Raw genomic sequence first — 23618 nt, 5'->3', positions numbered from 1 at the left:
GCCGACCTCGGTGGAATAAATTTGGCCAAACACAAAATCTATGTTTCGATAAAGGGATGAACCAAATCATCCCTTTTGTTTTTTTGTGGTCTGTGGGGGCGCAAGCTCAGCTTTCATCGCCGTCGCCGGTGGCGTCGACGACTCCTGTTTCCATTTCTTATGAAAATGTTGTGAAGTGTTTCCCGGAACTCAAGGATGACAGTTTGGCGTTCAAAGTGAATTTGACCAAGCTTAAGGAAATCGCGGACGAGAAGTTTGTGACCGTGCGCTCGCAACTGCGTCAAAGAAAGATCTCTTATCTGGATGCAGACAAAGAGTCGATGAACCTCATCCTGAAGACCCAAGAGTCGTCACCCAAAAAGCAAAAGACCGAGTTGGTTTTGCAGAAGGTGAGTGATGATGGAGTGCTTACAGATTTAGCACTTACTAAGAATCAGCGCATCAATCCCAAGCAAGAGATCATTAACAACTTCCTGTTGAATGCGACCATCAAAAGCGACGTCTACTCCTATCATGACACAAAGCTGAATGGAGTGAGTTCCACTTACAAACGTAACTTCCGAGAGGTGATCGAGTACAGCTTAGAGGGACCTTCGCGAAAGCGCAGTCTGTCTTGCAGTAGCGAGCCACAGCTGGGGATTATTTGCACTTGCACTAAGAAATAATCTGTTGAATAGCGCTATCCGTTATAGCTATACTTTTTGTAGTGTTGTTCTAGGAATTTTTCTAGAGTTTTAAAAGGTTTAGCCCATTAGCGATTGATAGAGGAGACACGGTGACTGCTGAGAAAAAGAACTTTAATTTCCTCATTGCAGGAGTCCCGTACAAACTTAAGTCCTCACACGACGATGCCACGGTTCAGGAACTCGTCGACTTTGTTAATAACAAAATGACTCAAGCTATGGCCGTTACTAAAAACGGTTCCTTCCAAAACGCCGCTGTTTTGACAGCGATGAATGTTGCAGAAGAACTCATCCTTTTGAAAAGAAAAGCCCAACGTGAACTCGACAAGCTCGAGGAAAAAACGATGCAGCTTTCTTTGGAACTTGAAAACTCCAAGAACAACAAGGTTTTGAACAACTAACTTTGATGTAACTCTCTTGGAGTGCCCATGCCCTCTTGGAGCTCTAAACAGGAATGTCGTTCCTTTTATAAATCTCTTTGCGCCCAAGAGTTCGCGCAAGGTCTTGTTCAAAACCAGCAGCAGTTGAATGTATTTCTGCAGGACTTTATGTCTAAGCAGAACGGATGTTGGGGTGCTTATCGCGCTCTAGCTCAAGAACCCAGCGTGGACGAGGTTTTCCAAATCCAAGATATCGACTGGGTTTTCCCTCGAGTAAAGGGAAGCGAACTTGAGTTTTGTTTTGCATCAGGTTTTAGCCAGGGCGCCTTTGGCGTTTTGGAACCTGATCCCAATTCCGCTATCATTGATCTTAACCGCATTCACGGTCTGCTGATCCCAGGTTTAGTTTTTAATAAGAATGGCAATCGCCTTGGTAAGGGTAAGGGGTTTTATGACAAAACCCTCGCTCACTTTAAAGGAATCAAGGTTGGTGTCTGTTTTGATTTTCAAATTTCAGAACAGACCATCCCCATGGAACCGCATGATGAGAAAATGGATTTCATCATTACCGAGTCGGGGATCAAGGTTTGCCAGCAGTTTGAAGTCCACTAGGACTTTTTAGGAGTAAGGAAGAAATGGAAATTTTAATCACAGCCATTATCTGTTTAATTTTGGGCGGTGTCGCTGTTTTCATGGTGAAACGCATCCAGGATAACAACAGCAAGAAGTCTGCTCGTGTTGAGGCAGAGCGTATCGTTAACAAGGCTAAGTCTGAAGCAGCTAAGATCAAAAAAGATTCTGAAACTCGCGCTAAGGATTTCGAAGGTCGCGCCCGCAAAAACGTGGAAGCTGATATTCACAAGCAAAACTCTACGTTGAAAAATAAAGAGTCTCAGTTGGATCGCCGTTTGAAAGAAATCGAACAGCAATTCAAACAAAAGATGGAAGAAAACGAACGCCAATTGAACACATTGAAAGACCGCGAAGAAAAAATCGCGATCTCTGAAAACCGTGTGAAAGAGCTTGAGAAAAAAGGCGAATCACAAATTGGCGAGTTGAAACTGAAGTTGGAATCTGTTGCAGGAATGTCTCAGGACGAAGCAAAACGTCAGTTGCTATCTGCAATCGAAGAAGAAGCAAAAATCGAAGCTTCTAAAAAAATCACACAAATCGAAGAGCAAGCTCAAAAAGAATCTGAAGTTAAAGCTAAGCGTATCTTGGCAACAGCGTTGTCTCGTTTCGCTTCTGAGTTCACTTCTGAAAGAACTGTCAGCGTATTGGCGCTTCCGAACGACGAGATGAAAGGTAAAATCATCGGTCGTGAGGGTCGTAACATCAGAACTTTGGAAGCACACTGTGGCGTGGACTTGATCGTCGACGATACTCCTGAGGCAGTGGTTATTTCTGGTTTCGATCCAGTTCGCCGTGAACTAGCTCGCAGAACTATCGAAAAGTTGATGGAGGACGGTCGTGTCCATCCAGCACGTATCGAAGAGGTTGTAGAGAAGCAACGTAATGAGCTTATGAAATCCATCAAAGAAGAGGGCGAACGCCACGTGATGGAATTGGGTATCGCAAACATGCACCCAGAGCTAATCAAAATCATCGGTGGTTTGAAATACCGTAACTACCAAGGCCAAAATGCTTTGAACCAAGCTTTAGAAGTTGCCAACATCGCAGGTCTTCTTGCGGGTGAGTTGGGCGTGAGTGTGAAACTCGCACGTCGTGCAGGTTTGCTACACAATATCGGTAAAGCCATCGATCATACTGCTGAAGGCAGCTATGCAACGGTGGGCGCTGAAGCCGCTAAAAAATATTCTGAATCTGAAGACGTATGTCACGCGATCCGCTCCCATGACGAAGAGGAAAAACCTCATTCGATCTTGGCTTGGATTGTTCACGCGGCTTACATCTTGTCGAGCGCGCGCCCAGGTGCACGTCGTCCGCAAATGGATTCATTCATCCACCGTTTGGAAGACCTTGAATCTATCGGTAACAGCTTTGACGGCGTTTTGAAAACGTTGGCTTTGCAAGCGGGTAAAGACGTTCGCGTCTTGGTTGAATCAGCGAAAGTAACTGATGACCAAGCGGTGATGTTGTCTCGTGATATCGCTCGTAAGATCGAACGCGAAGTTCCTCAAGCGGGCCAAATCAAAGTTACCGTGGTTCGTGAAACAAGATCTGTGGAGCATGCACGCTAATGAGTTTCTTAGATCCTAAAGAACAGTTAGAGAGAATTAAATTTGGTGTCGCTGAATTCATCAATGATGAAGAGATGCTAAAGAAGTTAAAGCGTTCTAAAGAAACGAACACGCCGCTTCGTATTAAATTGGGTGCAGATCCGACTCGTCCAGATATTCATATTGGTCACACGGTTGTTATCAATAAATTGAAAACGTTCCAGGATCTAGGTCACCATGTGATCTTTTTGATCGGGGACTTTACAGCGACTATCGGTGATCCGACTGGTAAGAGCACGACTCGTCCGGTTCTTTCTCGTGAAGAGATCGAAGAAAACGGTCGTACTTACGCAAAACAAATTTTCAAAATCCTAGATCCGAACAAGACAGAGATCGTTTACAACTCGTCTTGGATTGGCAAGATGACTCCGGGTGAGTTCATCAAAATGGCGGCACAATATACTGTGGCGCAAATGCTTGAACGTGATGATTTCACGAAACGTTACCGTGCTGGTACGCCGATCGCGATTCATGAGTTCTTGTATCCATTGACTCAAGGTTATGACTCTGTGGCATTGAAAGCAGACGTAGAGTTGGGTGGTACGGATCAGAAGTTCAATCTTCTGGTAGGACGCTCAATGCAAACGGCTTACGGTCAAGAACCTCAGTGTGTTTTGACGATGCCGATCCTTGAAGGTATCGACGGCGTTAATAAGATGTCTAAGTCTTTGGATAACTATATCTCGGTTGTTGATACTCCTAAAGACATGTTCGGTAAGACGATGAAGATTTCTGACGATTTAATGTATCGTTGGTACGAACTTTTGACGGACATCACTGCGGCTGAGCTTGAACAGTTGAAACAAGACGTTGCCAATAAAGTGAAACATCCACGCACAGTTAAAGTTGAATTGGCAAAATTCATCATCAAACGTTTCCACTCTGCAGAAGCAGCGCAAGGGGCGGAAGATGAATTCAATCGTATCTTTGTCGATAAAGGTCTTCCTGACGACATTGCGACCGTTGAAATTGCAAAAAATGATATCCCAGCTGACGGCCTTGGTGTTGCTCAGTTGTTAGTTAAGTTGGGCTTTGCGGCTTCTAATAGTGAAGGCAACCGCATGGTTCAAGGTGGCGCCGTACAAATCGACGGCAAAAAAATCACAGACGCGAAAGCAAAGCTTGCGGCAGCTGATATCGACGGAAAAGTCGTTAAAGGCAGCAAGACAAAATTCGCGAAAGTGAAGTTAGTGTAAGAACATGCCGCGAATGCGGTGTGTGAAGTAAAAGGTGCCTGGCACCATTGAGGATTTTCAGTATGAAAATTAAATTTCTTCCGCAAAATATCGAGGTCGAGGGAACTCCTGATAAGTCCCTTTTGCAGATCGCGACGGAGAATCATCTTGAGATCCGTTCTATCTGTAAAGGTGTACCAAGCTGTGCGGAATGCCGTGTGCGTATCAAAGAGGGTGACAACAATGTTCTGCCTCCAGGTAAAGCTGAGCTAAGCCTGATCGGTACCAGCTACTTTATCGACGGTCGTCGTTTAAGCTGCCAAGTTCGTTGTTTCGGTGACGTGACAGTGGATTTGACAGAGCAAGTAGAACGCGCAGAAAACCAAACTAAGAAAATCAGAGGATTCCGTACAAATAAACAAATGGAATCTAAAGCTGTGAACGACACGATGTTGTTGGATGCTAAGCCTGATGAAAGTGCGCCACAAGCTTCTGCGAATGCATCGGCTGAAGGTGCCACTGAAACTGCTGTAGGCGGAGACAAACCACAACAACAACAGCAGCAGCAAAGACATCAGCACCAAAATCAGCAAAAGCAACAGAATAGACAGCAGAACCAAAACCAGAATCAGCAAAGACAAAAGCAAGGCCAACACCAAAATCAAAAACAAGGTGGCGGTCAGCAACAGAACAGAAACCAACAGCAGGCGAAGCAGAACTCTGGTCAGAATCAAAACCAAGGCCAAAACCAGCAGAAGCAGAATCAAAATCAGCAGAAAGCTAAAGGCGGCGGTCAAAATCAGAACCAGAACCAAAATCGCCAGCACAATCAGCCGAAGCAGCAAAACCAACAGCAGGGCAAACAACAACAGCCTCAGCAAGGTCAGCAGCAACAGCAACGCCCACAAAATCAGCAGAATCCAAATCAAGGCAAGCCTAAGCAATAGGTTTGCCTCACCCAAAGAGTACAGATCTTCACCAATTGTTAACTAATTGGCTGAAGGTCTAGTGCATGACATTTGATAGAGACCGATAAGTTTCAAGAATGTCTCACAAGATCACTTTCCGAGAACGCGGCCAGGGGCCAACATTGATTCTTCTTCACGGTTACGGAGGAAGCGTTCACCATTGGGAAGGGGTGGCTTCAGCCCTTGAGGCGAAATACCGCGTGATCGTTCCCAATCTGACTCATCTTTATCTTAGCAGTGATAAGTTGTTCTTTACCGTTCAAGTCGAAGTCTTAGCCAAGTTCATTGGTGATCATTTCCCCAATGAGCGTGTGCATGTGGCGGGACTTAGTTATGGTGGAGCACTTAGCTGGGCGCTGGCAACTCAGCATCCACACTTGGTACAAAAGATGGCCTTGATCAACCCGATGGTCACAGATCCAGTTAAGAACTTTCTGCCGAAGGAATTGAAGTTCTTTTTCTCGATACCTTTAAATCTGAAAAGTATTTACCTGATGCTATCGACTCCGATGGGGCATTCGTTTTTAAAGCGTGCCGCACAGATTTTCAGAGATGAAAGAAGCGGAGGGGAGATCTCCCTAGAAAGATTGAAGGGCAGAAAGCTGCAATTCGTGGCTCATCTGATTCATCATTTTTCATGGATCTTGCGTTCTGAGGATTGGAATTATTGGAATAAGAAGCTTTTCAATTATCGCGGCGAGTGCCGTTTGATATTTGATCAAAGTGATTTGCTGTTTAATCAAGAAGCCTACAAAAAGTTCGCAAACCACCTAGGTTGTGAAGACTTGGTTGTACTTGAAGGCGCGGGACATTTGGCGATTAAATCCAAACCAGAATTAGTCGCTCACCATATTCAGGAATTTCTCAGAGAATCTTCCGAGAAGAAAATCGCAAAGTAGATTAAGCTTTCACACCTGTGGGCTGTTTCGGATAAGCACGTTGATAGCGTTCAGTGATGTCTTCAGCTAAGACCAGCTTATTGTCGTTTTTAAGCAGGCGAATAAAGGTCTCATAGCTTTCAGCATCCATGCGATTATTCGCAGCCATCTTGCGCCCTTGATCAATTACTTTGGATAAAGGCAAAGTCTTGCAGTTGAACAGGAAGTAAAGGTTTTCGTATTCTTTGCTGCCAACTTGATTTGATGGGAACTGCTGAAGGAATCTTGCAGCCTGGTTTACTGCCTGGGCATCACCACGTAGTAGGACTTTGACGACTTTAGAAATGTATTCCACTTCCGGTCCCAAAACCTGTACACCAAGTTCAAAACACTCAACTGCTTTACCCAAATCTTTGTTGTTCAGGTTAGAACGACCCGCTGTGAATAAAGCGGCAGAGAAGACATGACGAAGCTCTGGAGTCTTGTGATCAAGCTGAGCAAATAATTGGAAGTAGTGTGGAACCTCATCGAGCTTTCCGGAAAAAACAGCAGCGATGAATAATTGACCAAGACGTTTTGGTCCAATCGGGTAGTTCTCGATGATGGTATTCGCAACTGTGTAGGCGTTGTTATAATCTTTTTGCTCGTAATAAGTGTCAAACTTCCCAGTCAGGCAGCGATAGTGCAAAGGCTGCATACTAAGGCCCTTCACAAACTCATCGTTGGCGAATTGGTATTCTGTTTCTTTGAACTTCGTGTATCCCAAATAGTAATGCGCTAGAGTCGGCTTTTCTTGGTGTTGAAGGGCTGCGGTAAATTGGTATTCAGCGTTTTTCAGCTGACCATCAAAAAGAGCCTGTTTTCCTTCACGAATGTGTTTGATGTATTCGCTGGGATTTAGTTTGCGATCAATCAGGTTGCGCAGACGACTTGAAAGAGTTCCGCTTTGGAAGGGCTTTACGATATAGTCATCTACTAACTCTTCAGCTGCCTCTGCAATAGAGGAGCTCGAGTTATTGTGAGTCATGATAACAGAGATATTGTTCGGACTATTCGCCGTGTGCAGGGACACCAACTCCAAACCAAACTTCGAGTCCACTTGAAACTCTGTGATTAAAAGCTGTGGCTTCTTATCATTGATAAATTCACGAGCTCCCACATATCTTTTTGTCGTCATGATGTTCTCACTTTGCAAACCGATCTCCAGCAAAGCAGAGGAGATAAGGTTCGTGTAAGACGGTGAACTGTCGACGATAAGGGCTGTGAGATTTTTCATTAGTCGAGATCTCTCATCGCTCTAAAGAGCATTTCGGTATTCAGTTGTGATTGCATGTTGGCTTCAAGGAATTTTTCCCAGAGACCTTTATCAAAGCGGTGAAGTTCGACAGTGTATTTTGCAAGCTTGCCGTCCTCTAAGGGAGAGCTCACTGCAACTTTACCCGTCGCTAAGAAATCAGATTCCAGGCCCGCGATATGGAACTTACCTTCGATATGGAGGATCGTTCCCAACCCACACATGCGAGGAGCCGCTTCGATAGTGAAGGACTTGTCTCCATACTCCAAAACTTCCAAAGGACGTGCCTTCAGATTTTTGATCAGCTCAAATTCTGTTGTTAGATTTTGCAGACTATGGATTTCAAGGAAGTTACGGCTCATACCGTAAATTATAAGCTGTCAGGGGACAGAACACCTAATTGGTGAATGAAGACTTCAAGAGTTCTGGACGTCCTACAATACACATGTAGGTCTAAAAAATGGCCTTTCTGCAATGAAAAGGCCAGTGTTTCCAACGGAAGTTATGAGGTAATTCTTATCTCTAAACGTTGAAGCTAGAGCCGCAACCGCAGTGTTTTGTCGCGTTGGGATTATTGAAGACGAAACCTTTACCATTCAAGCCACCGGAGTACTCCAAAGTCATACCCAAGATGTAAAGCATGGAGTTCGCATCAACTGCGATCTTTTGGCCGTTTGATTCAAAGAACTTATCGCCCTCACGAGCCTCTGTATGAAAATCCATTTTGTAAGACAAGCCAGAGCAGCCGCCTTTTTTCACTTCCACACGCAAAAATGCCGATTCATCTTTGCCATCATCTTTTTTTAACGCAGCAATTTTTTGAGCAGCTTCTGGGGAAATGTTGATCATACAAGAACTCCTGAGAGATTAATTCCCAAGCAGTGTAACACAGTCCGCGGTCCCTGGGGAGGCTTGAATCCAACCCCGTTGGGACTCGCGTAAAATACTGAAAATATTATATATTTTTGGATGGGATGGCGCCGCTAAGGATCTCCACCGCACGTTGAATGTCGTTTTCAGTGGTCCAACGGCCAATGCTGATTCTGAAAGTGCATTGGGCTTCTTCAGGGGACATACCAATTCCCTTAAGCACAGTACTGATCGTCATGGAGCCAGAGCTGCAAGCCGAACCCGTGCTGATCCCCAATTTTTGAATTTTGGAAGTGATCGATTCGATCTTAATTCCGGGTAAAGTCACATTCAAATTAACAGGGGAGCGTTCTGTCGGATGACCGTTCAGACGAATTCCTGGAATAGCCGTCTGCAACTTTTGCCAGAAAAGATTTCTGAGTTCAGTCATGTGAGCACATTCATTCGCCAGATTGTTTTTGCAAAGTTCAGAAGCGACACCCATACCGACAATCGCAGGAACATTCAGTGTTCCTGAGCGTAAGCCTTTTTCTTGGCCGCCACCATAGATCAAAGGATCTAACTGAACTTGCGGATCTTTAGAGCGAATGAATAAAGCGCCAGCGCCCTTCGGACCGTAGTATTTGTGTGCAGAAATGGACATCAGATCAATACCCATTTCAGTTACATTGATCGGAAGTTTCGCAATCGATTGAGTCGCATCTGTGTGGAAAAGGATTTGTTTTTCTTTCGCCAACTTTGCAGCTTCAAGGATCGGATTGATACTGCCGATTTCGTTGTTAATCCAAATCAAGCTGATCAACTTAGTGTGTGGCTTGATAGCGTTGCGAAGAGTTTCCATCTCCACTTGGCCATACTTATTCACAGGTAGGAAGTCGACCTCGACACCTTGTTTTTGCGCCGCTTGCATGCCTTTCAGCATGGAGCCGTGTTCGATACAGCTAGTGATGTAGTGAATAGGACCGTTGGGATTTTGCTCACGAAGTTTTGTAAGCAAACCAAAGATCACCCAATTGTTGGATTCAGTAGCGCTGGAAGTGAACGTGACTTCAGAAGCTTTAGCTCCGATGAAAGATGCCACTTGCATACGTGCTTTTTGCACAGCATTTTCTGCGGCCCAACCCCAGTGATGAGCAGCACTTGCGGGATTTCCGAAGTGTTGTCTGAAGTAAGGTTCCATCGCGGCATACACCTGTGGATCCACGGGCGTCGTAGCGTTGTAATCGAAATACAGTCCAGAGTCGGTCGTTGGAGCCGGTGTCGTGCTTAGCTGAATCATTTCCATGGCAAACAGCTAATAACGGCGGTGGGAGCGGGTCAAGCAGAATCCTAGGACGCCTTAGTTTTCTTAAGCACAGCATCTTGCTGTGCTTCGAACTCGTCGATCTTATCGTTTAAATAGTTTTGGGCACGGTACTTATCTAAATTCACAAGCTCCATGCGTAAAATGTGGAGATGTGTGATGCCCTGATTCATAAGGCGGTTTTTCTGCTCATTCAAAAAGACACCGCCCTCTGGAGTATAGAGAACGTAGCGGTTGTTGCGCGGCAGATGGACGTAGACATTGAAGTCCACGACGACGTCAGATTTCATCTCATGAATTTGTACTGCGGCCATTTCTTCGTCAGGGGAGTCTTTGAGATCTGCTTTAAGGTCAGCTCGCGGAAAGAACGCCATGGCGACTTCGTTTCCTTCGTGCACAGACTTCCTAAGGAACTCAGCATGATCTACCGCCCACGCGGTGAAGGGAACCTGCTTGATTCGAATTGGCATGGTGCCGTTGTTTTCCAAATTCTCGCCATTGTCGCTGAGGAATTTGAAAAGGCGAGTGCGGATTTTATCGATGAATTGAATATCAATGGTAATATGCTGAGCCATCGCTGCCACCAGGTATCCAGAGAAGCGACCGGATTCCACCAAGATGCAGGCGACGTTTGTTGCGTGTCTGACTTCGTGTTTTTTATCCGTAATCACGCAGGCTTTTTCCATGGCCTCGCGTGTCCCTTTTAGAATTAAAGAGCCTGGGTCATTTGCAACTTCGTCGGCAATCTCTTTGAGATTATCTCGACGAGAAATTTCAGAAGGTCCCCAGCTAGGATCATTCTTTTTACCGCGAGTGGGATTGCTTCTGGAATCACCGTAGGATTCATAGTTGGGCTCGTAAGGATTGGAGGAACCAGATTTCGAAGGTTGAAAATTGCCTTCTCCGTTTTGCCCAAAAGGATTGTTGGGATTAAAACCGTTATGGCCATTTCCGTGGGGATTGTGTTGATTGCCTGCAGAACCACCTGTGAATTGCGGATCATTGCTTCCGAACCCACCAGTCATCGAATTGTGGTTTCCATTTTGGTGAGAGTTCCCAGTACCTAAAAAACTGGGATCAAAGCCACCGATGGGACCGCCCGTTGCATCGGTGCCATTGAGACCGCTAGTTCCTCCAGCGGCAAAACCGTTGCTATTAGGATCTTGCTGAGATGGTGGAATATATCCCGCCATGCCCGGTTGTACGATAGCTGAAGAGCCGTCGACATTTCCTGGCGTCATTGGAACAAAAGTGCCGCTGGTGGAGTTGCTTTCCAGTGCTCCCATTAAGTTAGCTAAAAAATTTTGTGTGGATGCGTTGGCTGTATCCGGTCCGCCTTCGCCACCGCGAATTGCGATCACACCTGAGCCCGGTCCATTGCCACTCTCCCAAGTTCTTTGTGCACCTAAGGCACCAGGGTTGGCTGATTGGTCTTTGTGATATTTATTAACCATTCGCTCAACAGCAGGGCCGGTGATGGGATGATAAATCGCATAGCCAGAACTACAGTCATTCAGAACTTTGACAGAGGCAGGTGTGGAATGTTCTGCAAATGCAATCACACAAACGGGAAAGGCTTGGCTTAATACTTTGGGAAGGTTGCGAACTTTTTTGTTGGGATGATCGATACTCACCATCACAAATTGTGGTTGGTGTTGCACCAGATGAATCATCGCCTCTTTAAGATTGTGGGTACTTTTGATTTCCCAATCACGATTTTTTAAAAATCCTTCAACAGGTCCTAGGCTTTGTGGATGCGACTTGATGATCAGCAGCTTGCGCTTCTCGGTCTGTTGTTCCATGTAACGTTCCTGTTAAAAAATTGTGAGTTATATTCTTTACGGCGACTCCATTCTAAATAAACAGGGGATTGATGCGGATTGTGTTCCTTATTGCAAAAGAGTAATCAAACTGAGTCCAGTTATAGAATGCATGTTCGAGAGGCAAACTCGCCCTTAGTACAGGTGTCGTATTCCTAGTTATCTTAGAGGGGAACTCTCCTACAATACTTGTATGAAAAAACAAACTCTGCACAGCACCAGCTATTTTGTTACCGGCAACAAAAATCCAGAGAACCTGTTGAAGTGGAAAAAGATCAACTGCGAAATCAAGAATCGCCAAGGAGAAATCTTTTTTCAGATGAAAGGTGTCGAAGCACCGGAAAGCTGGTCGCAACTTGCTGTGGAGATTGCAGCGTCAAAGTATTTCCGTAAATCCGGCGTGCCCAAAACAAAGCACGAAAAATCTATTCGTCAAATGGTAGAGCGAGTTGTGAAGGCTATTTCTGGCTCTGCAAGCAAACAGGGCGGGTACTTCAAAACAAAAAAAGACGTCGATGTTTTTGCGAGAGAGCTCAAATTCATTTTGCTGTCTCAGCGCGCGGCTTTTAATAGCCCCGTTTGGTTTAATGCCGGATTGTTTGAGTCGTATAAAATTAATTCTCCAAGTGAACACTATGCATGGGATGAGAAAAAGAAATCCATTCAGCAAACCAAAAACGCCTATGAAAGACCGCAGTGCTCGGCTTGTTTTATTCAAAGTGTGCATGACTCGATTGATGGAATTTTTGAGCTGGCTAAAAACGAAGCTCGTTTGTTTAAGTACGGGTCCGGAACGGGCAGTAACTTTTCAACCTTGCGTAGTAAGTATGAGCCCTTAAATTCCGGTGGGCATAGTTCGGGATTGATTTCGTTTCTTGAAGTCCTAGATCGGGGAGCGGGAGCCATCAAGTCCGGCGGAACCACTCGTCGTGCAGCTAAGATGGTCGTTGTCGACATCGATCATCCGGAAGTCATAGACTTTATTGATTGGAAAATGAACGAAGAGCACAAAGCCAAGCTTTTGATTGAAGCTGGTTTAAGCTCTGATTTTGAGGGCGAAGCCTACAAAACGGTATCAGGGCAGAATGCAAATAACTCTGTCAGAGTCACAGATCAGTTTATGAAATCTGTGCAGGCAAAAAAGCCGTGGAAATTACTGGCGCGATTGGATCAGAAAGTCATTCGCGAAGTTCCCGCCGCCGATGTCTGGAACAAAATCACTCATGCGGCTTGGATGTGTGCGGATCCAGGGATTCAGTTTCATGATACGATCAACATGTGGCACACATGCCCGAACTCGGCAGAAATTCGTTCAAGCAACCCATGCTCGGAATACATGTTCCTTGATGACTCTGCTTGTAACCTGGCTTCGATTAATTTGGTTAAATTCCTAAATCCTGATGGCAGTTTTGATTTTGAATCCTTCATTCACACGGCGCGCACGTTGTTTATCGCGCAAGAAGTGTTGGTGGACTATTCCAGTTATCCGACGCAACAAATTGCACAGAATTCCCATGACTATCGTCCTTTAGGTTTGGGCTTTGCGAACTTAGGTAGTTTGTTAATGAGAAAAGGCATACCTTACGATAGCGATGAGGGACGCGCTTGGGCAGGGGCGATCACTTCGTTGATGACGGGTGTGGCTTATCTTACGAGTGCCGAAATGGCTCGCGCGAAAGGTACCTTCACTGGTTTTAAAAAGAACCGTGCACCGATGCTTAATGTGATGAAGATGCACGAGAAAGCTTTGGATAAAATTTCTTGGAAGCATTTGCCAGAGGGGTTAGATAAAGCCGCTCGCAATTTGTGGAAGGCCGTTGTATTTAACGGTGGCAAATATGGATTTAGAAATTCCCAAGCAACAGTGGTGGCGCCGACGGGCACTATCGGTTTGTTGATGGATTGTGATACGACGGGGATCGAACCAGATTTTTCGTTGATCAAGTTTAAAAAATTGGTGGGCGGCGGAGAAATTCAAATCGTCAACCAATCGGTGAAGCCCGCACTTCGTGTTTTGGATTACGAAGACACACAGATTGAATCAATCCTGAGTTACATTGCCGAGCATAACACTTTCGTGGGTTGCCCAGAATTTAAGCAAGAACACTTGGCTGTATTCGATTGTGCAAATGCGGCCCCAGGCGGACGAGTGCTCTCACCTGAAAGCCATGTGAAAATGATGGCGGCGGTTCAACCGTTTATTAGCGGTGCGATTTCAAAAACCGTGAACCTGCCGAATTCGGCATCTGAGGATGATATCAGTCGTATTTACTTCTTAGCTTGGCAGCTGGGAGTCAAGGCTGTGGCGGTTTACCGGGATGGAAGTAAGCTTAGTCAGCCGCTGAATATTAAGAAAAAGACCGCGCCAGGGGATTCTGTCCCCAAATTCACTATGAAATGCCCTGAATGTGGGAGCGACACGGTGCTTACGAGTGGGTGCTATCGTTGCCCCAATTGCGGAACCACTGTAGGCTGCTCCTGATCCGGCCGTTGCCGACTTTTGAGGAAAATTATGAGTAAGAAAGATATTTTTGGGGATGATGTTGATTCTGGGAAATCGTTTGAAGATTTTGAGGCAATGTTTGCTGAGTCTTCTTCGGGTGGTTTGAAGACTCGCGTTTCTGTGGGCGATAAAATCCGTGGAGAGATTCTTTCCATCGGTAAGGAAGAGTCCTTTATTTCTACAGGTACTCCGACAGACGGTATGATCTTCACAAGAGATCTTATGGATGAAAACAAAGAAGTAAAATATCACGTGGGTGATATGATCGACGTTGTTGTTCTTTCCACTAAAGGCGGCGAGATCCGTTTGACTGTGAAAGGTTCGACTTCTGCTGAGGCAGATTCTTTGGAAGATGCTTACGATATGGAGCTTCCGGTTTCAGGAACTGTAACTGAAGTTGTTAACGGCGGTTTGCGCGTTAACGTTCAGGGCAAGACGGCATTCTGTCCTATTTCACAAATTGATTCTCGCTTCGTAACCGATGCTTCTGAATACGTTGGTAAGAAGTTTGAATTCTTGATCACTCAATTCGATAAACGCAACATCGTGGTTTCTCGTCGTAAACTTTTGGATATGCAAAAAGTTGAAAACGAAGGTGCCTTCATGCAAAAGGTTCAAGTTGGGGCGATCCTTGAAGGTCGTATCACTCGCTTGGAAAAATTCGGTGCCTTTGTTGAGCTTGATGGCGGTGTTGAAGGTTTGGTTCATTTGTCTGAGCTAACTTGGTCACGTGTTCACAGCCCTCAAGAAGTTGTGTCTCCAGGTCAAAATGTGACTGTTAAGCTTTTGAAAATGGAAGAAGTTGACGGCAAATTGAAAATTTCATTGTCGATGAAACAAGCTGACGGTGACGGGAATCCTTGGAACTCAGTTCCAGCGAAATTCCCAGTGGGCACTGTAGTGAATGGTAAAGTTGAGAAGAAAGAAGTTTACGGCTTGTTCGTAAATATCGCTCCGGGCATCACAGGTCTTTTGCCGAAAGCAAAATGGCGTGATCATGTTGACGGCGCTCAATTTGAAAATAAAAAACGCGGTGATGAAATCGCGGTACAAATCGATGAAATCAAATTCGAAGAGAAAAAGATTTCATTGGGAGTTCCAGGTGCGGGTGAAGACCACTCTTGGAGAACTCACCAGCCAACTTCTGGCAGCGGTTTTGGTTCCTTGGGCGATGCGCTTAAAGGACTGAACATCAAACCTAAAAAATAAATCAGTTATAAATGGCCCTGCAGTTTTTCTGTCGGGCCATTTTTGCGTCTGGAGTTTGGTGAGGTTTTATGACAGCGGCCAATCTTACTAAATCTCAAGTTCGGGCATTGTGGCTTCAGGCCCAGGGACTTGATCGGTCTCATCCCTTCGGCAGCGGTCCAAAGGCGACTGCGAAAATCGTGAAACATCTTGGATATGTTCAGATCGATACGATTCATGTGATCGAGCGCAGTCATCATCATATTCTCTATACCAGAAACCTTGATTATAAACGGTCCCACTTAGTTCAAGCGCAAAGCAAAGATAAATCTGTCTTTGAGTATTGGACTCATGCTTTGTCTTATGTGGCCACTGAAGATTTCAAGTACTTCGTTTCAGAGATGAAAGATCGAAAGACCAATCCTTCTCGTTGGTACTATGACGTCTCTAAATCAGATTTGGAGAAAGTATTTCGCATCATCAAGAAAGACGGTCCGATTACAATTCGTGATATCGATGATGATGTACTGGTCGAAAAGGACCATCCATGGGCTAGTAAAAAACCATCTAAAAGAGCCATGCAGAGAGCCTTTAATTCCGGCGACTTAGTTATTAGCGAGCGTCTGGGCATGCTTAAAAAATACGACATAACCAATCGTCATTTCGGATGGGATAAAAGACCCAAAGCTGCCAGTCGCAAAGAAGTTCTGGATTATAAAATAGATCGAGCATTGCGTTCTCAGGGTGTTGTCAGTCTGGATTCTCTTGCTTATATGGAGAAAGGCCCTGAGAAAAAAGATCTTTTAAAAAACGTCCAAGCTCGCGTGAAAAAGGGACAGTTGATTGACGTCAATGTTGAAGGCGTAGGTGGGGGAGCCTTCTGGACAACTCCAGAGGTATTATCGTCCAAAATATCTTCTGCTGGAGAACTCACACATATTTTGTCGCCCTTTGATCCTTTGGTGATTCAGCGCAAGCGATTTCATATGTTCTTTGACTATGATCATCGCTTTGAAGCCTATGTTCCTAAAGAGAAAAGAAAATACGGTTACTTCACCTTGCCAGTGATTGTCGGGGATCAAGCGGTAGCAGTGTTGGATCTTAAGGCTGACAGACAAAACCAAGATCTTTTAATTCAACAATGGAGTTGGCTTGGTAAACACAAGTCATCCCACAATAAAGTTTTGATCGAGAAAGAGCTAGATGGCTTTAGTAAATTCCAATTCGACAAGTAAGCGAATTCCAATTGCTGAGTCTATTCAGTAATTTACCCGGGTTTAATTAATATTACCCGGGTGATATTGATTTCTGAATAAAACCCGGGTAATATTGTTTTCATCAACCTTTTCAAAGGCATTTCTGATGGCAACGACTGAAGCTCAAAAACCTCCCTCGGGAGCTGGACTTATTTTCACCAAAGAGCAAAAGATCCTCATTGCGCTCTTAGCGTTCTTACAATTCACCATCATTTTGGATTTTATGATTTTGGCTCCATTGGGAGCGATCTTGATGCCGGCTTTGAATATCACAGCATCACAGTTCGGGACTGTGGTGTCGGGTTACGCGATCAGCGCTGCGATCTCGGGAATGTTAACGGCAGGGTTCGCTGACAAATTCGATCGCAAAAAACTTCTGATGTTCTTTTATGTTGGGTTTATTTTGGGAACTTTGTTCTGCGGCCTTGCTCCGAACTACCATATGCTGCTTGCAGCTCGAATCGTCACGGGTTTATTCGGGGGAGTGATCGGATCTATTGTGATGGCGATCACCACAGACGTATTTCCATTGCAGCAGCGCGGTCGAGTCATGGGATATTTGCAGACGGCTTTTGCTGCCAGTCAAATCTTAGGTTTACCAGCAGGACTGTATCTGTCGAATCAATTAGGGTGGCATGCTCCCTTTATTATGATCGTGATCGCCAGCGCTATTGCCGGGGTTTTCTTGTGGATTCATATGCAGCCGGTGACAGGGCATTTGGCGTTGCAGACAGATAAGAAAGCATTCGTGCATCTGGCTCATACGATTGCGACTCCTAGGTATTTGTTGGCCTTTGTAACGACGTCGATTTTGTCTATCGGCGGATTTATGCTGATGCCGTTTTCCAGTGCCTATACGGTTCATAACTTGGGGATTTCGTTAGATCATTTGCCCATGATTTATCTGGTTACGGGGTTTGCATCGATCTTGATCGGTCCTTTGGTTGGTAAAATCAGTGACTCGTTTGGGAATTTCAACACATTCGTCTTTGGCAGTGTTGTCAGCATCGTGATTGTTCTGATCTACACTCATTTGGGTATTACTCCCATGCCGATGGTGATGCTGATTAATGCAACGATGTTTGTGGGGATTTTTTCCAGAATGATTCCTTCGCAAACTTTGATGTCTGCTATTCCTTCACCAGATAGCCGCGGGTCTTTTATGTCCATTGGTGCCTCGTTACAACAGATGGCAGGTGGCTTGGGTGCGATATTGGCGGGTGCTATCGTTGTGCAAGAAGCATCAGGTACAATGCTTCACTATGATGTGATCGGATACGTGATGACAGCCTTGTCTGTGACGGCCGTCGTGTTGATGTATTTCATTAATAAGGACGTCGCTAAGAAATCTTCGGGCGCGATAAAATTAAATCCTGCCGATGCGCCAGCAGGACACTAGGGGATAGTTATGGAACCAAGAGCAGATCGCACATGCACCGCTTTTGCGGGAACTAAAATGATTGCTTCCGGTGATATTTTGGAAGTGGCACTTAAAGTTAAAAAGTATTTGAAAGACGACGGCAAAGAAAATGTTTTGATTTTCGATGACGTCACTAGCGCCCAAGTTGAGCTTGATTTACGTGGCACTGTTGATGCTGTCGCCAAAAGAATGGAAGCCCTGATCGAACCTGATGAAAAGAAATCAGGCCCCGGTCGTCCAAAGCTAGGTGTCGTTTCTAAAGAGGTGACACTTTTGCCTCAGCATTGGGAGTGGCTCGCATTGCAGCCCGGTGGTGCCTCCGTGACTTTGCGTAAACTGATCGAAGAAGCGAAAAAGAAAAACTTCGCAAAAGACCAAATCCGCCAAGCGCAAGATGCTGTTTATAAATTCATGCATGCGATGGCAGGGGATCTTCCAAATTACGAGGAAGCTTTGCGCGCGATGTATGCCTACGACACAAAACAATTTAAAAAGATGATCTCCACATGGCCGAAAGACATTCAAGAACACACCATGAAAGTAGGCCGCGAAGCCCTCGCCAATACAAAGTAGGTGGTGCTTTCACAAGGCCCCTTGGACTCAATAAGCCGTGGGATTTTAAGTCCCTTCCTTGGGCCTAGGGCTAGGTCTACTAGTCAAGGTCAGTCGGAAACGTTCCAGAGGTAAGAGTTTATAGTTACAAGAGTTCTTTGATTATTTTGATAAGGACCAAAACAATCACAAGAATCTGCTTAATAAGCTTTAAAATCGGCCGATAAGAACATTGTGTGGTGTTCATTCGGACCTTCTTCGGATTACCGGAAGTGAGTCCGTCTTTAAAGGTGACCTTGCGAAAGCAGAGTCACCTTTTGCATTTTTTAAGCCGATTTATAAAGTTAACGGCACGCTCGCAGACAACGTCATCAGGTTGTGGGCGAAGGTGAGATTTGTCATGTTGGCAGGGACATCGCCAAATTCGTTGATGGTGGTGCCCATCATCTCGAAGTTCACATAGATAGACTTGTAAGTCTGATAACCAATTCCAATTTTAGAGCCACTGCCGTTGCGGTCTCCGATGCTAAAGCTAGGGAAGTACGTAGCATAAATATTAAACTTCCCAGCTCTAATTAATCCAAACACACCCAGTGCTGTCATTCTTGCTTCGTAAGTGCTTTCTTCAGTTGTCGTCGAACTGCCATCATCTAGATTGTCAGTGTTTTTGAAGGACATATTTCCTGTTTCAAACTCAGCACCCGCGGCAAATGTTTTATTTGTCCAACCCGCGCGAGCTCCATACAGCAGTTGCGAGGAAGTGTTCGTGCCTGTCGTTGAAATAGGAGGACTTCCTTGCTCCGTGTTTGAACCAGTGCCGGAGCCTGTGGAATATCCTAGATAAGGTTCAAGATAGATTTCTGCTTGAGCTGATACTGCGGATAGAAACACAAATAACCAAATTAAGATCTTCATTCGATAATCTTAGAGGTCCTTAGTTTCCAGTCAAACCTTTTAAAGATGACGAATCCAAAAGATCATCGCCATCTCTGCAAAGTACTGAGCGCGACGTTCGCGCATGGGCATGGTTTTGTAGGGAGCTTCGATGATGTCAGTGAAGCGTTTGTTGCCGCGATCGATACTCACCCAGCAGGAGTGTTCGTCTTTGGGTTCGATCATCAAGCGCACTTGGGCCGTTTGATCAATGGAGTGACTTGAAAAGCTCCAAGATTTTTCCGTCATAAAATCGCGCATCACGGGGAGCATACGATTGATTAGGAATTGTCCTGTCGAAGAATCTTGCACGCTTACAGAGTGAAATGGCTTTAAAGCTAGTGACAACATCAAAGGAACATCTTGTTGGTCGCGAGTGATGGTGATGCCTTTTAATGCTTCCGTTACGTGCTCTACATGAGTGCGCATTTTTTCTTCTTGGGATTTATAAAAGGACATCTTCACTTCGACGTACGGCAGATGCACGCGGTAGCCCTTTTCGACATTCACATTCGCTAGAGCTTGCTCCACCAAAGTTGCAACATCAGACTCACCCATCCCGATCGTGTCCCAGTGGCGAGTGATATAAGGGTCCATGCCTTCAACACTTTTACTCAACCACGCGGCGATATCATTTTTCCACACGGCTTCGATTTCACGGGGAGGGCCGGGGAGTACGAAAATCTTTTTGCCCTTTGCCTCAACATAAAAAGCATTCGCTGTGCCTTCGACATTGGTGATGATGCGTGCGCCTTCAGGGAAATAGCATTGTTGTTTTTGAATATCTTTAACGACGTAACCGCGCGGCTCTAAGCGGTCTTTGATATGCTGCCAGGAAGCCTCATCCCATTTCAAAGAAAGCCCGGTCCATTCAGAAATCAGATCGCGAGTGAAGTCATCGGTTGTGGGGCCCAAGCCGCCAGTCACAAATATGAGATCAGAGTTTTGAGCACAAAAATCCAAGGCCTCAGAAATGAGTTTTCTTTCATCCGGAACCACAAGGTGAAGTTTTGTCGTGAGTCCCAGGTTTTTTAGCTTTTCAGAAATCCAAGCCGCGTTTTTATTGACGATTTGGCCATCTACCAACTCGGTTCCGATTCCTAATACAGTCGCGATCATACGGGTCTCCATTAACAGAGGTTCATCAAGATTAGGCTTGTGTCGTGATGACGTCCAGACTCTTCCCGAAAAGTGATCGAAATCAGCTATTATTGCGTAGCGTTAGGGGCGCTAAGCCTTGCGGATTACATGGGTTTTTTCTAGATTCCCTACTCTATATACTTAGGAGCTACCATGTCCTTTAATTGGAAAGAATTCGATCTTTACAATCCAACACCTGAGCACACAATGTTGCGCGAAACTGTCAACGCTTTCACGAAAGCGGAAGTTGAACCACAGGCTCACGAATACGATCGTTCCGAAAAATTCAATCTCTCTCTTTTCAAAAAAGTGGGCGAGCTAGGTCTTCTAGGTATCACTGTTCCAGAACAATTCGGAGGGGCAGGTATGGATGCGACGGCAGCGGCCATCGTTCATGAAGAGTTGTCTGCATCAGATCCAGGTTTTGCTTTGGCTTACCTTGCGCACTCAATGCTTTGTGTGAACAACATCGCCGTGAACGGCAGTGATGAACAACGTCTTCGCGTTTTGCCAAAATTGTGTTCTGGCGAATGGGTTGGCTCTATGTCGATGTCAGAACCTGCAATCGGAACTGACGTGATGGGCATGCAAACTCGCGCCGAGAAAAAAGGCGGCGAGTGGATCTTGAATGGTCGCAAGATGTGGATCACTAACGGCACTATCGATGAAAACAACACTCCTTGTGATTTGACTCTTGTCTATGCAAAAACGGGCGAGAAAAACGGTCGTGCGATGATTTCAACTTTCTTGGTTGAGAAAGATCACAGTGGCTTCCAAGTAGGTCAAAAAATTAAAGACAAATTGGGTATGCGTGGTTCAAATACAGCTGAACTTGTATTCCAAGACTGTCATTTACCAGCGTCTGCATTGATCGGTCACGAAGGTGATTCGATGTTGCACATGATGCGCAACCTTGAAATCGAACGCCTGACTTTGGCGGCGATGAGCTTGGGTATTGCTCGCAGATCTATCGAAATCATGAACCGTTACGCGACAGAGCGTGAGGCCTTCGGAAAATCTTTGAACCACTTCGGTCAAATGCAACGCTACATCGCTGATAGCTATGCAGAATACAAATCAGCACGCGCGTATGTTTACGAAACAGCTCGCCGTATGGATTTGAACAAAGAAGGCAACCGTCTAGATTCTGACGGTGTGAAGCTTGTGGCAACGACAATGGCGAAAAACGTAGCTGACCGTGCGATCCAAGTATTGGGTGGCTACGGTTACGTGGGCGAGTACGTTGTTGAAAGATTGTGGAGAGATGCAAAGCTACTAGAAATTGGTGGCGGTACTCTTGAAGCACATCAAAAAAACATCACACGTGACTTGGCAAAAAATCCTGAGTCTTTGTACAAGTAGGCTTCATGTTTCCATACGGTCCTCAGATTGATATCAATGCAAATTTAAAGATGAGTTATGAAGTGGTTCTAGAAAAACTAGGGCCGCTTTTGACCGAGGACCGTCGTCAAAAAATTGACCGTGTTGTCGCGCAAAGAAACTTCGACACAGCAGTGGTTTTGGAAAGCATCTATGATCGCGGTAATATTTCTGCGGTGATGAGAAGTGCGGAAGGCTTGGGCTTTGGAAATTTCCACGTGATTGAAACACAGGAAAAATTCAAAGAATCAGCTCGCGTGACTCAAGGTGCGGATAAGTGGGTTGAAGTTAAAAAGTGGCAGAACACCACAGATTGCGTAAAAAACCTTAAAAACCAAGGTTACAAAATCTACGTCACTCATTTGGATGCGCGCTCGAAACCTCTTCATGAAGTGGATTTTTCTGGTAAGACAGCTTTGGTCCTAGGAAACGAAAAAAACGGTGTGAGCCCAGAAATGGTTGCTGCCGCTGACGAGTGCATCATCATTCCAATGACGGGCTTCGTACAAAGCTTCAATATTTCTGTAGCAGGTGCTTTAAGCCTGTATCATATCTCTCAAGATCGTATGAAGCGCGGTGGCTCAAATGCCTCCCTGACTCAGCAAGAGCAAGACATTTTGCGTGCGTATTACTACTTACGTACTCAAGATTCGGGCTTTCAATATCTTGAAGAACTTTTTGCAAGAGGCCAGATTAAAGCTTAGACTTTTTCTCATAGGGAGGACTTATGAGAAAATGGATCTTACTTTTGCCTTTGGTTGTCGCAGCTTGTGCTGAGAAAAGTGTTTCTACAGACCCTGCAAATATGGCAACTCCCACTGCGAATGCTACGGCTGCCGCGGACACCAATAAAAAACCAGCCTTCGAGCATAAACCCACACCGATGCAACCGGTGGAGTTGGTTTTCGATACGAAGTATGACGGACGCAAGCCTGTTAATTACCGCAAAAATGATAAATTAAAAATGTCGGGCAGCGCGAGCTACTCACCAGCCGCTTTAAAAGAAATCGCTCGCGGTCTTAAAAAGAAGAAAATGCAGCTATATGTATTCGATCTGCGCCAAGAGTCCCATGGTTTTATCAACGATAAACCAGTGACGTGGCAGGCGGAGCGTGACTGGGCCAATGCAGACTTGGGGCATGAGGATGTGATTCATCGTGAGCGTCGTTTGTTGGGCGATTTGAAAGTCGGCGAAAAAATTAACGGCACTGATATTAAAAGCATTGAGACCGAAGAAAGCTTGGTTCGCAGCTCGGGCCATCAGTATGTTCGTTTGACAGTGACAGACCACGTTCGTCCCACAGACTCCATGGTGGATCGTTTTATCGAAGCCGTTCAAGAGTTACCAGAAAACAACTGGGTTCACTTTCACTGCCGTGCAGGCAAAGGCCGTACAACAACATTTATGGTGATGTACGACATGCTTCACAACGCTAAGACAGACAGCTTTGAGGCGATCATCGAGCGCAATACGAAGCTTAGCGATGACTATGATGTGATGACGATTCCAGCAGAAACTGACTGGAAATATCCTTATCAAAAAGAGCGCGCAGCGTTCATTCAAGAGTTCTATAATTACGCAAAAGCTCATCCGATGGGCAAAGATAAATTCTGGTCTCAGTGGAGCCGATAGAA

General features: G+C 45.3%; 22 protein-coding genes. 15 read left to right on the top strand and 7 right to left on the bottom strand.

Features of this window, described 5'->3' with window-relative positions; genetic code table 11:
- Positions 1-56: 56 nt before the first annotated feature.
- The 7 genes from ACLVWP_RS13560 (at position 57) to ACLVWP_RS13530 (ending at position 6345) form a co-directional block, all read left to right on the top strand.
- Positions 57-665, top strand: a complete 609-nt coding sequence (locus ACLVWP_RS13560) for a hypothetical protein (RefSeq protein WP_413557958.1) — start codon at positions 57-59, stop codon at positions 663-665.
- Positions 666-775: 110 nt separating this feature from the next.
- Positions 776-1084: a cell division protein ZapA gene (locus ACLVWP_RS13555; protein ID WP_413557957.1), complete on the top strand. Its 309-nt coding sequence runs from the start codon at positions 776-778 to the stop codon at positions 1082-1084.
- Positions 1085-1111: 27 nt separating this feature from the next.
- Entirely contained in the window at positions 1112-1675 is a 564-nt protein-coding gene (locus ACLVWP_RS13550; protein ID WP_413557955.1) for a 5-formyltetrahydrofolate cyclo-ligase, read from the top strand.
- Between the two features lie 23 nt (positions 1676-1698).
- Positions 1699-3264 carry a ribonuclease Y gene (gene rny / locus ACLVWP_RS13545; protein WP_413557953.1) on the top strand — a complete coding sequence of 522 codons (1566 nt, stop codon included), beginning with the start codon at positions 1699-1701 and terminating at the stop codon, positions 3262-3264.
- Positions 3264-4499: a tyrosine--tRNA ligase gene (gene tyrS, locus ACLVWP_RS13540; protein WP_413557952.1), complete on the top strand. Its 1236-nt coding sequence runs from the start codon at positions 3264-3266 to the stop codon at positions 4497-4499. Before rny ends, tyrS begins: the two co-directional genes overlap by 1 nt.
- A gap of 62 nt (positions 4500-4561) precedes the next feature.
- Entirely contained in the window at positions 4562-5425 is an 864-nt protein-coding gene (locus tag ACLVWP_RS13535; RefSeq protein ID WP_413557950.1) for a 2Fe-2S iron-sulfur cluster-binding protein, read from the top strand.
- A 98-nt stretch (positions 5426-5523) separates the two neighbouring features.
- On the top strand, positions 5524-6345 hold the full coding sequence (locus tag ACLVWP_RS13530) for an alpha/beta fold hydrolase (protein ID WP_413557948.1): 822 nt from the start codon (positions 5524-5526) through the stop codon (positions 6343-6345).
- A 1-nt stretch (position 6346) separates the two neighbouring features.
- On the opposite strand, the gene ACLVWP_RS13525 is transcribed toward ACLVWP_RS13530, so the two are convergent.
- From ACLVWP_RS13525 to ACLVWP_RS13505, 5 genes are all read right to left on the bottom strand, one after another.
- Positions 6347-7600: a response regulator gene (locus ACLVWP_RS13525; RefSeq protein WP_413557947.1), complete on the bottom strand. Its 1254-nt coding sequence runs from the start codon at positions 7598-7600 to the stop codon at positions 6347-6349.
- Positions 7600-7980, bottom strand: coding sequence for a hypothetical protein (locus tag ACLVWP_RS13520; protein ID WP_413557946.1), 381 nt, complete (start codon positions 7978-7980; stop codon positions 7600-7602). Before ACLVWP_RS13520 ends, ACLVWP_RS13525 begins: the two co-directional genes overlap by 1 nt.
- Before the next feature lie 160 nt (positions 7981-8140).
- Positions 8141-8467, bottom strand: coding sequence for a HesB/IscA family protein (locus tag ACLVWP_RS13515; RefSeq protein WP_413557945.1), 327 nt, complete (start codon positions 8465-8467; stop codon positions 8141-8143).
- 106 nt (positions 8468-8573) lie between these two features.
- The gene (locus ACLVWP_RS13510; protein ID WP_413557944.1) at positions 8574-9773 is read right to left on the bottom strand and encodes a cysteine desulfurase family protein; all 1200 of its coding nucleotides are present in this window, start codon (positions 9771-9773) and stop codon (positions 8574-8576) included.
- 44 nt (positions 9774-9817) lie between these two features.
- Entirely contained in the window at positions 9818-11593 is a 1776-nt protein-coding gene (locus tag ACLVWP_RS13505; protein ID WP_413557943.1) for a hypothetical protein, read from the bottom strand.
- 211 nt (positions 11594-11804) lie between these two features.
- Here ACLVWP_RS13505 and ACLVWP_RS13500 point away from each other — a divergent pair, with 211 nt between their 5' ends.
- From ACLVWP_RS13500 to ACLVWP_RS13480, 5 genes are all read left to right on the top strand, one after another.
- Positions 11805-14093: a vitamin B12-dependent ribonucleotide reductase gene (locus tag ACLVWP_RS13500; RefSeq protein WP_413557941.1), complete on the top strand. Its 2289-nt coding sequence runs from the start codon at positions 11805-11807 to the stop codon at positions 14091-14093.
- Between the two features lie 30 nt (positions 14094-14123).
- Complete coding sequence (locus ACLVWP_RS13495; RefSeq protein ID WP_413557940.1) at positions 14124-15323, top strand: S1 RNA-binding domain-containing protein; 1200 nt, start codon at positions 14124-14126, stop codon at positions 15321-15323.
- Positions 15324-15391: 68 nt separating this feature from the next.
- Positions 15392-16537, top strand: a complete 1146-nt coding sequence (locus tag ACLVWP_RS13490) for a winged helix-turn-helix domain-containing protein (RefSeq protein ID WP_413557939.1) — start codon at positions 15392-15394, stop codon at positions 16535-16537.
- A 127-nt stretch (positions 16538-16664) separates the two neighbouring features.
- A complete protein-coding gene (locus ACLVWP_RS13485; protein WP_413557937.1) occupies positions 16665-17957 on the top strand; it encodes an MFS transporter in 1293 nt (430 codons plus the stop codon).
- A 9-nt stretch (positions 17958-17966) separates the two neighbouring features.
- On the top strand, positions 17967-18551 hold the full coding sequence (locus tag ACLVWP_RS13480) for a DUF2239 family protein (protein WP_413557935.1): 585 nt from the start codon (positions 17967-17969) through the stop codon (positions 18549-18551).
- A gap of 315 nt (positions 18552-18866) precedes the next feature.
- Here ACLVWP_RS13480 and ACLVWP_RS13475 read toward each other — a convergent pair whose 3' ends face one another.
- On the bottom strand, positions 18867-19445 hold the full coding sequence (locus ACLVWP_RS13475) for a hypothetical protein (RefSeq protein WP_413557934.1): 579 nt from the start codon (positions 19443-19445) through the stop codon (positions 18867-18869).
- Positions 19446-19484: 39 nt separating this feature from the next.
- The gene (locus ACLVWP_RS13470) at positions 19485-20582 is read right to left on the bottom strand and encodes a competence/damage-inducible protein A (protein WP_413557933.1); all 1098 of its coding nucleotides are present in this window, start codon (positions 20580-20582) and stop codon (positions 19485-19487) included.
- A gap of 174 nt (positions 20583-20756) precedes the next feature.
- On the opposite strand from ACLVWP_RS13470, the gene ACLVWP_RS13465 reads away from it, so the two are divergent.
- Genes ACLVWP_RS13465 through ACLVWP_RS13455 form a run of 3 tightly spaced genes read left to right on the top strand, consistent with a single transcriptional unit; the run spans position 20757 to position 23616 of the window.
- A complete protein-coding gene (locus tag ACLVWP_RS13465) occupies positions 20757-21965 on the top strand; it encodes an acyl-CoA dehydrogenase family protein (protein WP_413557931.1) in 1209 nt (402 codons plus the stop codon).
- A 5-nt stretch (positions 21966-21970) separates the two neighbouring features.
- Positions 21971-22687 (top strand): TrmH family RNA methyltransferase, encoded by a 717-nt coding sequence (locus tag ACLVWP_RS13460; protein WP_413557929.1) that lies wholly within the window; start codon positions 21971-21973, stop codon positions 22685-22687.
- 23 nt (positions 22688-22710) lie between these two features.
- Positions 22711-23616, top strand: coding sequence for a fused DSP-PTPase phosphatase/NAD kinase-like protein (locus ACLVWP_RS13455; RefSeq protein WP_413557927.1), 906 nt, complete (start codon positions 22711-22713; stop codon positions 23614-23616).
- Positions 23617-23618 lie beyond the last annotated feature (2 nt).

Source organism: Bdellovibrio sp. HCB209, assembly GCF_047306065.1.
Lineage (GTDB): Bacteria > Bdellovibrionota > Bdellovibrionia > Bdellovibrionales > Bdellovibrionaceae > Bdellovibrio.
This window is presented reverse-complemented; position numbering and strand designations above follow the sequence as displayed.

Bases quoted from the DNA above. Each gene is read 5' to 3' on its own strand.
- rny (WP_413557953.1), top strand. From the start codon at position 1,699: ATGGAAATTTTAATCACAGCCATTATCTGTTTAATTTTGGGCGGTGTC.
- ACLVWP_RS13550 (WP_413557955.1), top strand. From the start codon at position 1,112: ATGCCCTCTTGGAGCTCTAAACAGGAATGTCGTTCCTTTTATAAATCT.
- ACLVWP_RS13465 (WP_413557931.1), top strand. From the start codon at position 20,757: ATGTCCTTTAATTGGAAAGAATTCGATCTTTACAATCCAACACCTGAG.
- ACLVWP_RS13475 (WP_413557934.1), bottom strand. From the start codon at position 19,445: ATGAAGATCTTAATTTGGTTATTTGTGTTTCTATCCGCAGTATCAGCT.
- ACLVWP_RS13515 (WP_413557945.1), bottom strand. From the start codon at position 8,467: ATGATCAACATTTCCCCAGAAGCTGCTCAAAAAATTGCTGCGTTAAAA.
- ACLVWP_RS13480 (WP_413557935.1), top strand. From the start codon at position 17,967: ATGGAACCAAGAGCAGATCGCACATGCACCGCTTTTGCGGGAACTAAA.
- ACLVWP_RS13510 (WP_413557944.1), bottom strand. From the start codon at position 9,773: ATGGAAATGATTCAGCTAAGCACGACACCGGCTCCAACGACCGACTCT.
- ACLVWP_RS13490 (WP_413557939.1), top strand. From the start codon at position 15,392: ATGACAGCGGCCAATCTTACTAAATCTCAAGTTCGGGCATTGTGGCTT.
- ACLVWP_RS13525 (WP_413557947.1), bottom strand. From the start codon at position 7,600: ATGAAAAATCTCACAGCCCTTATCGTCGACAGTTCACCGTCTTACACG.
- tyrS (WP_413557952.1), top strand. From the start codon at position 3,264: ATGAGTTTCTTAGATCCTAAAGAACAGTTAGAGAGAATTAAATTTGGT.
- ACLVWP_RS13505 (WP_413557943.1), bottom strand. From the start codon at position 11,593: ATGGAACAACAGACCGAGAAGCGCAAGCTGCTGATCATCAAGTCGCAT.
- ACLVWP_RS13460 (WP_413557929.1), top strand. From the start codon at position 21,971: ATGTTTCCATACGGTCCTCAGATTGATATCAATGCAAATTTAAAGATG.
- ACLVWP_RS13560 (WP_413557958.1), top strand. From the start codon at position 57: ATGAACCAAATCATCCCTTTTGTTTTTTTGTGGTCTGTGGGGGCGCAA.
- ACLVWP_RS13485 (WP_413557937.1), top strand. From the start codon at position 16,665: ATGGCAACGACTGAAGCTCAAAAACCTCCCTCGGGAGCTGGACTTATT.
- ACLVWP_RS13455 (WP_413557927.1), top strand. From the start codon at position 22,711: ATGAGAAAATGGATCTTACTTTTGCCTTTGGTTGTCGCAGCTTGTGCT.
- ACLVWP_RS13495 (WP_413557940.1), top strand. From the start codon at position 14,124: ATGAGTAAGAAAGATATTTTTGGGGATGATGTTGATTCTGGGAAATCG.
- ACLVWP_RS13520 (WP_413557946.1), bottom strand. From the start codon at position 7,980: ATGAGCCGTAACTTCCTTGAAATCCATAGTCTGCAAAATCTAACAACA.
- ACLVWP_RS13470 (WP_413557933.1), bottom strand. From the start codon at position 20,582: ATGATCGCGACTGTATTAGGAATCGGAACCGAGTTGGTAGATGGCCAA.
- ACLVWP_RS13500 (WP_413557941.1), top strand. From the start codon at position 11,805: ATGAAAAAACAAACTCTGCACAGCACCAGCTATTTTGTTACCGGCAAC.
- ACLVWP_RS13535 (WP_413557950.1), top strand. From the start codon at position 4,562: ATGAAAATTAAATTTCTTCCGCAAAATATCGAGGTCGAGGGAACTCCT.
- ACLVWP_RS13530 (WP_413557948.1), top strand. From the start codon at position 5,524: ATGTCTCACAAGATCACTTTCCGAGAACGCGGCCAGGGGCCAACATTG.